Origin of the sequence: Kribbella sp. NBC_01484, assembly GCF_036227145.1 — a bacterium.
Taxonomy (GTDB): Bacteria; Actinomycetota; Actinomycetes; order Propionibacteriales; family Kribbellaceae; genus Kribbella.
Genome location: NZ_CP109437.1, coordinates 6598080 through 6608741, shown reverse-complemented (window position 1 = coordinate 6608741; position 10662 = coordinate 6598080). Strand labels below are relative to the sequence as shown.

The following is a 10662-nucleotide window of genomic DNA, read 5'->3' as shown; positions in this document are numbered from 1 at the left end:
ACGCAGTCCTGGTGTTCCAGACTCCATCCGCCCCACCGCCCGTCAGGAGACCCGTATGCCAGACATCAACCGCCGGAGGTTCCTGCAACTCGCGGGAGCATCGGCCGCGTTCGCCGCCATGACGAACAGTATCGAGCAGGCCGCCGCGATCCCGGCCTATCGCCGGTTCGGCGACATCAAGGACGTCGAGCACATCGTCGTACTGATGCAGGAGAACCGATCGTTCGACCACTACTTCGGCACCCTCAACGGTGTCCGCGGCTTCGGTGACCCGCGGCCGGTCGCCTTGCCGAGCGGTCAGCCGGTATGGCATCAGAAGGACGCCGCCGGCCGGGAGATCCTGCCGTTCCGGCCGGAGGCGGACAACCTCGGCCTGCAGTTCATCCAGGACCTCGCGCACAGCTGGCCCGACGCGCACCAGGCGCACAACAACGGCAAGTACGATCAGTGGATCCCGGCGAAGAGCTCGACCACGATGGCGTACCTGACCCGCGAGGACATCCCGTTCCACTACGCGCTCGCGGACAGGTTCACCGTGTGCGACGCCTACCACTGCTCGTTCATGGGTTCGACCGACCCGAACCGGTACTACATGTGGACCGGTTACACGGGCAACGACGGCACCGGCGGCGGCCCGGTCCTGGGTAACGACGAGGCCGGCTACGGTTGGACGACGTACCCGGAGCGGCTCGAGCAGGCCGGCGTCTCGTGGAAGATCTACCAGGACATCGGCGACGGCCTGGACGCCGCCGGCGGCTGGGGCTGGATCGACGACGCCTACCGCGGCAACTACGGCGACAACTCGCTGCTGTACTTCAACACTTACCGCAACGCCCAGGCGGGGAATCCCTTGTACGACAGGGCCCGCACCGGCACGAACGCGAAGGCCGGCGAGAGCCTGTTCGCCCAGCTGACCGCCGACGTGAAGCGCAACCGCCTGCCGAAGATCTCCTGGATCGCCGCGCCGGAGGCCTTCACCGAGCACCCGAACTGGCCGGCCAACTACGGCGCCTGGTACATCTCCCAGGTCCTCGACGCCCTCACCTCGAACCCCGAGGTCTGGAGCAAGACCGCGCTGTTCATCACGTACGACGAGAACGACGGCTTCTTCGATCACGCCGTACCGCCATACCCGCCGATGTCCGCGGCGCAGGGCCTGTCGACCGTCGACGTCGGGCCCGACCTGTACACCGGGACCAAGGTCGCCCCGGGCCCGTACGGTCTGGGTCAGCGCGTGCCGATGCTGGTCGTGTCGCCCTGGAGCACCGGTGGCTACACGTGCTCGGAGGTGTTCGACCACACCTCGATCATCCGGTTCATGGAGCAGCGGTTCGGCGTGCACGAGCCGAACATCTCGCCGTGGCGGCGGGCGATCTGCGGTGACCTCACCTCGGCCTTAGACTTCGGTACGACGGCCACCCGGCCGGCGCGGCTCCCGGACACCTCGGCCTACGAGCCGCCGGACGACAAGCGGCACCCGGACTACGTGCCGACGCCGCCGGCGGTCGGCCGGATCCCGGTTCAGGAGCGCGGCAGCCGCCGTACCAGGCCGTTGCCCTACGCATCGATCGTCGACGGCGTGGTTGCCGGAGGCAAGTACAAGCTGACCTTCAGCTCCGGCGCGCAGGCCGGCGCCCAGTTCCTGATCACGTCCGCGAACCGGACCGACGGCCCGTGGACCTACACGACCGAGGCCGGTAAGAGCGTCGCGGACAGCTGGAACACCAGCTACTCCAACGGCATCTACGACCTGACCGTGCACGGCCCGAACGGCTTCCTCCGCACCTTCAAAGGCAAGCCCGCCACCGGCCTGGAGATCACCGCCCGCGAGAACACCCGCACGGGCAACGTCGACCTCACCCTCACCACCGACACCGCCCGCCGCCTCACCATCACCGACGCGTACGGCGGCAAGCCGAAGCGGCTCGACCTCCGCCCCGGCAAGACCACCCACACCATCACCACCACCAGCCGCTGGTACGACGTCTCGGTCGCCATCGACTCGGAGCCGTCGTACCTGCGCCGCTTCGCCGGCCACGTCGAAACCGGCACCCCCGGCATCAGCGACCCAGCCATCAAAACCATCTGACCGCACCCTCGCCCCAAGCCGTGGCGTCCCCCCCCCCGGGTTTAGTCGTCGGGCGTGCACAGGGATCGTGGTTGTGTCTTGGCGAGTCGTGGAGCGAGGTGTCAACGGCAGGACGGTCGTCGAGTCGTGGATCGGGGTTGTCGACACGCTGGTTTGATCGCCTGGATCCACGACTCAGCGTCCGCTGAGGTGGGTTCGGATCGTGGATCGGTTGGGTCCGCTCCGAGCGGCCGTGGACTGGTGCCCAGCTCCGGGAGGTGGGTGGACTGGGGAGGGAAATGTCCTCTCACGGGGGTAAAACCCTCCCCGGACTGGGCCGGGGGCGGAGGCGGGCGCATCGCTGGCGCCGAGCACGGGTCCTGGCCGCAGGGGAGGCGTTCAGCTCACCTGGGCGGTCCGGGTGGCCGTGAGCTCTCGCCGGCCCAGCGACCAACCAGACCCCCCAACACATCGCGCAGTAGAGCCCCCTTTGAGGGGTCGACCCCTCACCTGGTGGGTTGCCCCCTGGGATTTCGAGGGGGCAACCCACAGGCTCGGGGGTTGACCCGTGAAACGGTTGCTCAGAGGATCGGGGCTTCCGGCTTGGTGGCGTCGGCGGGGGTGTTGTCGTCGACGCGGTCCAGTTCGTCGACCTGGATGCGGGTGGTCCAGCGGTTGTCGGGGTCGGGTTGCGGGATCGAGTCGAGCAGGAGCTCGGTGTACGGGTGGGACGGCTCGTGCATCACGGTGGAGACCGGGCCGCGTTCGACGATCTGGCCCTTGGTGATGACCATGACCTCGCCGCCGAGGTAATAGACGGTCGACAGGTCGTGGGTGATGAAGAGCGTGGTCATCCCGTGCTCGCGCTGGAAGTCGAGCAGGATGTCCAGGAAGTGCTTGCGGACCTGGGCGTCCAGCATCGACACGGGCTCGTCGGCGATGATGAACGACGGACGCAGCATGTGCACCCGGGCCAGCATGATGCGTTGCCGCTGGCCGCCTGACAGTTGATGCGGATACCGGCCGAGGACGTTCTCCGGTTCCAGCCGCACCGCCCGCAGGGACTCCTCGATCAGCTCCAGACCGGCTGACCGCGTGGAGGCCAGCCCGAACTTCTTCACCGCCTTCCACAGCGCGCGATCCACGCGATAGAAGGGGTTGAAGATCGCATACGGATCCTGGAACACCGGCTGGACGTCGCGCCGGTACTCGTCGTACTCCGCGCGACTCAGCCGGAAGATGTCCTTCCCGCCGTACCGCACCGAGCCGGCGGTCGGCTTCTGCAGGCCGAGGACGTTCCGCGCGATCGTGCTCTTCCCACTGCCACTCTGACCGACCAGACTCACGATCTGCGGCGGCGACGCGGCGAGCGTGAAGCTCACGTCGTCCACCGCGGTCACATACCCGCCGGCCACACCGCGCGCATGGAATCGTTGCTGTACGCCACGAAGTTCGAGCTCCAACGTCACGATGCCCTCCGTCCCAGTCGTGGGATCGACTCGATCAACTGCCGGGTGTAGGGATCCCGTGGATTCTTGAAGACCTGACGTACGCCGCCGACCTCGACCAACTCGCCGTCGTACATCACCGCGACCCGGTCGGCCAGCTGGGCGTGCACACCCATGTCGTGCGAGATCACCATCAGCGTGACCCCGAAGTCGGTGCGCAGGTCGGCCAGCGACTGCAGGATCACCCGCTGGATCGTCACGTCGAGCGCGGTGGTCGGCTCGTCCGCGATCACCAGATCCGGTTCGAGCGCGACCGCGATCGCCATCAGCACGCGCTGCTTCATCCCACCGGACAGCTCGTGCGGATACATCGAGGCGACCCGCGGCTCCAGCCCGACCTGTCCCAGCAGCCGCGGGATCAACTCGGACAGCGAGTCGCGTCGCCCCGGCGCATGCTCCAGGATCACGTCCTTGAACTGGTCGCGCACCCGCATCACCGGGTTGAGCGAACTCATCGACCCCTGCGGCAGGTACGACAAGGCCGACCACCGCAGCACCCGGAGCTCCTCGCCCTGCACCTTGAGCAGGTCCACCGGCGACCGCCTGGCCGGGTGGAACATCGCCGACCCACCGGTCACCTTGCCCGGCGGCTTCAGCAGCCGGAGCAGTGCGACCGCGAGCGTGCTCTTGCCGCTGCCCGACTCCCCGGCGATGCCGAGGATCTCGCCGCGCCGTACGTCGAGGTCGATCCCGCGGACCGCCTTCACGTCGCCACGGTTGGTCGAGTAGGCGACCTCGAGTCCCATGATCTCCAGCACGTTCGCCGAGTCACTCACCGGCCACTCCCCTCAGTCGCGGGTTGTAGACCTCTTCGAGGCCGATGTTGACCATGTTCAGCGCCGCGAACAACAAGGTCAGCAGTGCGATCGGCACGACGAACATCGGCCAGGCACCCAGCGTCAGCGCGCCGGTGCCGATCGCGTTGAAGATGATCTGGCCGAGGTCGATCACGCCGGCCGGCCCGAGGCCGATGATCTCCAGGCCGACGAGGCCGAAGATCGCGCCGAGCGCCGACGCCGCGAACCCGACGCCGATGAAGGGCAGCAGGTTCGGCAGCAGCTCGGTGGTGATGATCTCCAGGTCGCGTGCCTTGCTGACCCGCGCCAGGTCGACGTACGGACGGGTCCGCAGGCTCAGCACCTGCGACCGGATCGTCTTGGCCGCGAACGGCCAGGCGAAGATCGAGATCATCACGCCGACCTGGAACAGACTCACGCTCTTCGCGTACGCCGACAGCGCGATCAGCAACGGGAACGTCGGGATCACCAGCAGGATCCCGGTGAACGTCGAGAGCACGTTGTCGATCCAGCCGCCCTTGTACCCGGCGACGAACGCCACGATCACACCGATCACCGTCGAGATGACACCGGCGATCGCACCGATCTGGAGAGACACCGCGAGTGCCTTCACCACCATCGCGAACACGTCCCGCCCGAACTGGTCGGTGCCGAGCAGGTGGTCCGGCCCGGGCACCAGCCACTTGTCGTACGCCGCCAGCTCGATCGGGTCCTGGCCACCACCGATGGCCTTGGTGATCAGCGGGCTGAACAGCGCGATCAGGATCAACAGTCCGAGGATGACCAGCCCGATCGCCAGCCGTCTGCTGTGCCGGATGGTCCGTAGTACTGCAGCAAGTGCTCTTCTCATCGGGTTGCTCGCGGGGAGGCCCCGGCCCTCGGGGCGGGGCGGACCCGCGACTGCCTCCCTTCGGAGGTCGGGGACTGTCGGTCCCGGCTGATTGGGTAGGTGGCATGTCCCGGTTCCGGATGTACCCGACTCCCGCACAGCAAGCTGCGTTGCTGGAGCAGTGCGGGCATGCCCGATATGTGTGGAACCTGGCGCTCGAGCAGTGGTCGATGTGGACCCGCGACAAAGGCCCGACGCCAGACTTTCCTGCGCAGTGCCGGCAACTGACCGCGGCACGGGCCGCGTGCGCCTGGCTGCGATCCGGATCTCAGACCGTCCAACAGCAGGCCCTGCGAGACTTCGACCAGGCCATCAAGAACTTCCACGCACGCACCCACAGGCGCCCGACGTGGCGCAAGACCGGGCGGCACGAAGGGTTCCGCATCGTCGGTCCCCAGGCATCCCGGATCGTCAGGCTCAACCGGAAGTGGGCCAAGGTCAACGTGCCGAAGGTCGGCTGGGTCCGGCTCCGGCTGTCCCGTGCCATTCCCGAGGCGAAGTCGTACCGCATCACCTGCGACCGGGCGGGTCGCTGGAACCTCGCGTTCGCCGTCATCCCTCCGCCGATCCCCGCACCCGGCACGGGGGAGATCGTCGGCGTGGACCGCGGCGTATCTGTCTCGGCGGCCCTCTCCACCGGGGAACTCCTGTCGTGTCCCGGCCTGTCGAGGCGTGAGGAGGACCGGCTGAAGCAGCAGCAGCGCCGTCTCGCCCGGTGCCGCCGCGGCTCCAACCGGCACCGACGGGTCCGAGACGCGATCACCAAACTGCATGCCCGCGCCGCTGACCGCCGCAAGGACCGGGTCGAGAAGACCAGCACCGACCTCGCGCGGCGATTCGACATCATCCGCGTGGAAGACCTGCGCATCGCCCCGATGACCCGACGCCCCAAACCCAAGCCCGATCCCGCACAGCCAGGCGCGTACCTGCATAACCAGCGCCATGCAAAGGCCGGACTCAACCGCGGCATCCTGGCCAACGGGTGGGGCGCCCTGGTACGTCGTCTGGAGCACAAGGCACCCAGACGCGTCGAGAAGGTCAACCCTGCGTACACGTCGCAAACCTGCAGCGTCTGCGGGCATAGCGCACCGGAAAACCGCGAGAGCCAAGCGGTGTTCCGGTGCGTGGCCTGCGGACATCGGGCGAACGCCGACATGAACGCTGCAGTGAACATCGCGGCCGGACGGGCCGTCAGCGCACGCCGAGAGACGTCCGCACGGGTCTCGCCGAAGCGTGAACCTCAACTCGCTACCTCCGCGTAGTAGTTGGAATCCCCATCCTTCACGGGCGGGGAGGACGTCAATTCCAGTACTTGACCCGCGGGTCAAGCAGCGGGAGCACGAGGTCGAGGAGCAGGACGGCGGTCAGGACCGAGAAGATCGCGATGTCGGTCACGCCGAGGATCGTGTTGAAGTCGAGCTGCTGGATCGCGGTGACCAGCGTGGTGCCCAGTCCCGGGTAGTTGAACAGCTGCTCGACCAGCACGTTCCCGTTGAAGATGAAGCCCAGCGAGATCCCGAACGCGGTCACCTGCGGGAGGTAGCAGTTCCGCAGCGCGTACCGGGTCAGGATCCGCCGGCCCTTCAGTCCCTTCGCCTCGGCGTACACCAGGTAGTCCTCGCCGAGAATCGGAACCATCAGCATCCGGGTCGACAGGATCCAGCTGAACGTCCCGATGATCACGATCGACAGCGCCGGCAACAACCCGTACTTCAGCACACTGCCGACGAAATGCGGACTGATCCCCGGATTGATGTTGGAGTCGTACGCCGATCTGGCCGGCAGCACACCCATCGAGTAGGCGAAGATGTACACCAGGACCAGCGCGACGAAGAAGTACGGCACGTGCGACAGCGCGATCGACAGATTGGTGGCGATCGCGGAGCCGGCCTTGCCGCGCCGCCAGCCGGCCACCGCGCCGATCGCGATGCCGAGGATCCAGGCCAGTACGGCGGAGATGCCGAGCAGACCGATCGTCCAGGGCAACGATCGCAGGATCACCGTCTGGGCCGGCGTCGGGTAGTTGATCAGGCTCGGCCCGAGATCGCCGTGCAGAATCAGCTTCTGCATGTACGTCAGGTACTGCGTCAGCAGGTTCCCGTCCAGCCCGAACTCGTGCTTGTAGCGGGCGATGATCTCGGCACTCGCCTGCGCGTTGTAGATGTAGTTCTGCTGCAGGGTCTGGATCAGCGTCTGGATCGGGTCACCCGGCATCAGCCGGAAGAAGAAGAACGCGATGGTCAGTGCGCCCCAGAGCTCGATCAGATACAGCCCGAACCGGCGGATCGCGTACGCCGCCAGCGGATGCCGCGACAGCCAGGCCCGCACCCCCGAGACGGGTGCGGAGTCCTGGCTCTTGTCGACAGCTACCGCAGGCGGGGCCTCCGCCGTCACGCCGGTCCCTTCTGCCCGGTGGGCTCGATCTTGCCCAGCACGAAGATGAAGTGCTGCCACCAGTTCAGCGGGACCTCGTACAGGTCTTCGTCGGTCGGCCAGCCCTTCCAGAACGTCGTGTTGAAGTACGACGGGTAGCCGGTCTGGATCACCGACAGCATCGGCAGGTCCTGGAAGTAGATCTCCAGCGCCTGGTTGAGCAGCGGCTTGGCTTCCTCGCTGTTCGGGTCGAGCTGGGCGAGCTTCTCGGAGATCGCGTCGAACTTCGGGTTCCGGTACCGCAGCTTGTTCTTGCCGGCCGCGTTCTTGCCGACCGGCTGGTACTTGTCGCTGGTCCAGTCCGAGTACAGCTGCTCGGGGTCGACCGCGATCCCGGCCCAGCTGGAGTCGATGTCGTACAGGCCGCGCTGGAACTTCTCGTCGTGCACGTTGCCGGCCAGGCTGCGCAGGGTGGCCGGGACACCGACCTTGGCCAGCTCGGTCTTCAGCACGTTCGCGATCGCGTACTCACCGCCGTCGACCGGCGAGGGCGTGATGATCTCGAGGTTGATCTCCTTGCCCTTGTAGGTGCGCTTGCCGGCGGCGTTCTTCGGCGCGATCTCGTCGAGCAGCTGGGTCGCCTTGTCCGGGTTGAACTCGAACTTGTACTTGTTCGCGAGTTCGTCGTTCTTCCACTTGTCGTTGGTCGGGTAGTCGGCCCACGGATACTGCGCCGGCGGCACCGGGACCGGCCAGATCGACTTGCCGATCTTCTCCCGGTCGAGGCAGTAGTTGATCGCCCAGCGCATCTTCGGCTCCGAGATCACACCCCGGGACGGGTCGCAGTTCAGCCACATCACCCGCGGGTTCGGGTCGTGGAACCGCGTGGTCTGCAAGGCCGGGTAGCCGGTGTTGCGCAACTGCTTGGCGTGCTGCTCGTCCACCGAGCCGACGTCGAACTCCGCGCGCTCGAACGCCAGTGACGCCTGGTCGAGCTGCTTCGACGTGCTCTGGTAGACGACGTACTGCGGCTTGACGTCGAGCTTGTCCTTGTTCCAGTAGTTCGGATCCTTCTCCCAGACGAACATCTTCTGGTTCCGGATCGCCTGCTTCAGCTTGTACGGACCGCTGTGCACCGGCGGGTTGTCCTTGTACTTCGTCGGGTCCTGCGACTTCCAGATGTGCTCGGGCATGATCCCGAGCGGCGGACCGGCGATCGCGGAGATGAAGTTGTAGTGGAACCGTGGTCCCGGTTTGGTCATCTTGACCACCGCGGTCTGAGCGTCCGGGACCTCGATGTCCTTGACGAACTCCTTCAGCTCACCGCCGCCGCCGAACAGGTCCGGGCGATCCTTCAGCAGCATGATGGTGAACTTGAAGTCGTTCGCGCCCAGCGGCTGTCCATCGTTCCAGTGCGCCTTCGGGTCGAACTTGAAGGTCACCTCGGTGTGGTCGTCGTTGTACTTGTACTCGGTCGCCAGCCACGGCTTCATCTCACCGGTGGCGAAGCTGAGGTAGAACAGCGGCTCGGTGCTCAGCTCCACGCCGGCACCCGACGGCGAGCCGTTCGGGATCATCCCGTTGAAGCTGTCGAAGACCGTGTACTCGACCTGGCCGACGATGACCGACTGGTCCCGTGGGACCGGGATGTTGGCCTTGCCGATCTGGATCGACTTGGTGGCAGCGGGCTTGTTGTTGTTGGCGGGCTTGTCGGAGTACGAGCCGCCACCGCCGGAGCAGGCCGCCAGGAAGGCGGTCATCGCGGCCGCGGCACCTCCTCCGACCAGGCTTCGCCGACTCAACTGATAGCGAACGACATCCTCGACATCTTCGAACTGGGGGCGCGGCGCTTCGTTCATGACGAAAGTCACCTCCGTTTCCGTTGCGCGGACAGGGCGGTCACCGACCGAGAGGTGTGTCGGACTATAAGTAGCGATGACAACGTTGGCAAGAGTTCGTTGCCACGTTGGAAAGATGAAGTCATATCCGCAGATCAGTCGATATACCAACCTATGACAACGATGTTTTGCTCTGTGTGACCAGTGCGGGTGTTGGTCCCGTCGTACGACGCCGTGCGTCGTCACACGCCGCGTCACACGGTGACCGTTTTGGCTGGGATCCAGATGGCCAGATCCGGCCACCGAAGTGGTAGTGACTTCCAGGGGGAAACAGATGACGAGTACGGCCGTGGACTTCGAGGCGATCAAGGACAAGCAGCGGACCGGGTGGCAGACCGGCGACTACCCACGGGTGGGCAACACGTTGCAGATCATCGCCGAGCTCTTGGTCGAGGCCGCCGACGTCCGGGCCGGGCAGCGTGCCCTCGACGTCGCCTGTGGTCAGGGCAACGCGGCACTGGCGGCGGCCCGGCGGTTCGCCGAGGCGACCGGTGTCGACTACGCGGCGAACCTGCTGGAGCAGGGCCGCGAACGGGCCGCGGCGGAGCACCTTCCGGTCACCTTCACTGAAGGCGACGCGGAGAAGCTGCCGCTCCCGGATCGAGCGTTCGATCTCGCGCTGAGCACGGTCGGCGTGATGTTCGCGCCCGATCACCAGCGCGCGGCGGACGAGCTCGTCCGGGTCGTCAAGCCCGGCGGCAAGATCGCACTGGCGAGCTGGACGCCGGCCGGGATGATCGGTCAGCTGTTCAAGGTGGTGTCCAAGTGGGCGCCGCCGCCGGCCGGGGTGCAGTCGCCGACGCTGTGGGGTACCGAGGAGCATCTGGTCGAGCTGTTCGGTGATCGGGTCGAGTGGACGGCGCTGACCAAGCGTGAGTACGTGTTCCGCTACCACTCGCCGGAGCACTTCGCGATGTGGTTCATGGACTTCTACGGACCGATCACCCGCCTGGCCGGGTCGCTGGACGGTGAGGACTATCGCCACTTCGCCACGGATCTCGCCGACGTACCGCGAGCGTTCGACTACGCAGACGACGGTACGGTCGCGGCGCGCGCGGAGTACCTGGAGGCGGTCGGCCTACGACGCTGACACGGGTGACGCACCGGGCGACACTGGAGGTCTCACGCG

General features: G+C 66.5%; 8 protein-coding genes. 3 read left to right on the top strand and 5 right to left on the bottom strand.

Annotated elements, in window-relative coordinates:
- Positions 1-55 precede the first annotated feature (55 nt).
- Positions 56-2089, top strand: coding sequence for a phosphocholine-specific phospholipase C (locus OG555_RS32125; RefSeq protein WP_329476297.1), 2034 nt, complete (start codon positions 56-58; stop codon positions 2087-2089).
- 560 nt (positions 2090-2649) lie between these two features.
- On the opposite strand, the gene OG555_RS32120 is transcribed toward OG555_RS32125, so the two are convergent.
- Genes OG555_RS32120 through OG555_RS32110 form a run of 3 tightly spaced genes read right to left on the bottom strand, consistent with a single transcriptional unit; the run spans position 2650 to position 5223 of the window.
- Positions 2650-3537, bottom strand: coding sequence for an ABC transporter ATP-binding protein (locus OG555_RS32120; protein WP_329476296.1), 888 nt, complete (start codon positions 3535-3537; stop codon positions 2650-2652).
- Positions 3534-4352 (bottom strand): ABC transporter ATP-binding protein, encoded by an 819-nt coding sequence (locus OG555_RS32115; RefSeq protein WP_329476295.1) that lies wholly within the window; start codon positions 4350-4352, stop codon positions 3534-3536. Before OG555_RS32115 ends, OG555_RS32120 begins: the two co-directional genes overlap by 4 nt.
- On the bottom strand, positions 4345-5223 hold the full coding sequence (locus tag OG555_RS32110) for an ABC transporter permease (RefSeq protein WP_329476294.1): 879 nt from the start codon (positions 5221-5223) through the stop codon (positions 4345-4347). Before OG555_RS32110 ends, OG555_RS32115 begins: the two co-directional genes overlap by 8 nt.
- Positions 5224-5327: 104 nt before the next feature.
- On the opposite strand from OG555_RS32110, the gene OG555_RS32105 reads away from it, so the two are divergent.
- Positions 5328-6524 carry an RNA-guided endonuclease InsQ/TnpB family protein gene (locus OG555_RS32105; protein WP_329476293.1) on the top strand — a complete coding sequence of 399 codons (1197 nt, stop codon included), beginning with the start codon at positions 5328-5330 and terminating at the stop codon, positions 6522-6524.
- 37 nt (positions 6525-6561) lie between these two features.
- Here OG555_RS32105 and OG555_RS32100 read toward each other — a convergent pair whose 3' ends face one another.
- Complete coding sequence (locus OG555_RS32100) at positions 6562-7656, bottom strand: ABC transporter permease (protein ID WP_329476292.1); 1095 nt, start codon at positions 7654-7656, stop codon at positions 6562-6564.
- Positions 7653-9494 carry an ABC transporter substrate-binding protein gene (locus OG555_RS32095; RefSeq protein ID WP_329476291.1) on the bottom strand — a complete coding sequence of 614 codons (1842 nt, stop codon included), beginning with the start codon at positions 9492-9494 and terminating at the stop codon, positions 7653-7655. Before OG555_RS32095 ends, OG555_RS32100 begins: the two co-directional genes overlap by 4 nt.
- A 313-nt stretch (positions 9495-9807) precedes the next feature.
- On the opposite strand from OG555_RS32095, the gene OG555_RS32090 reads away from it, so the two are divergent.
- The gene (locus tag OG555_RS32090) at positions 9808-10623 is read left to right on the top strand and encodes a class I SAM-dependent methyltransferase (protein WP_329476290.1); all 816 of its coding nucleotides are present in this window, start codon (positions 9808-9810) and stop codon (positions 10621-10623) included.
- The last annotated feature ends 39 nt before the right edge of the window (positions 10624-10662 follow it).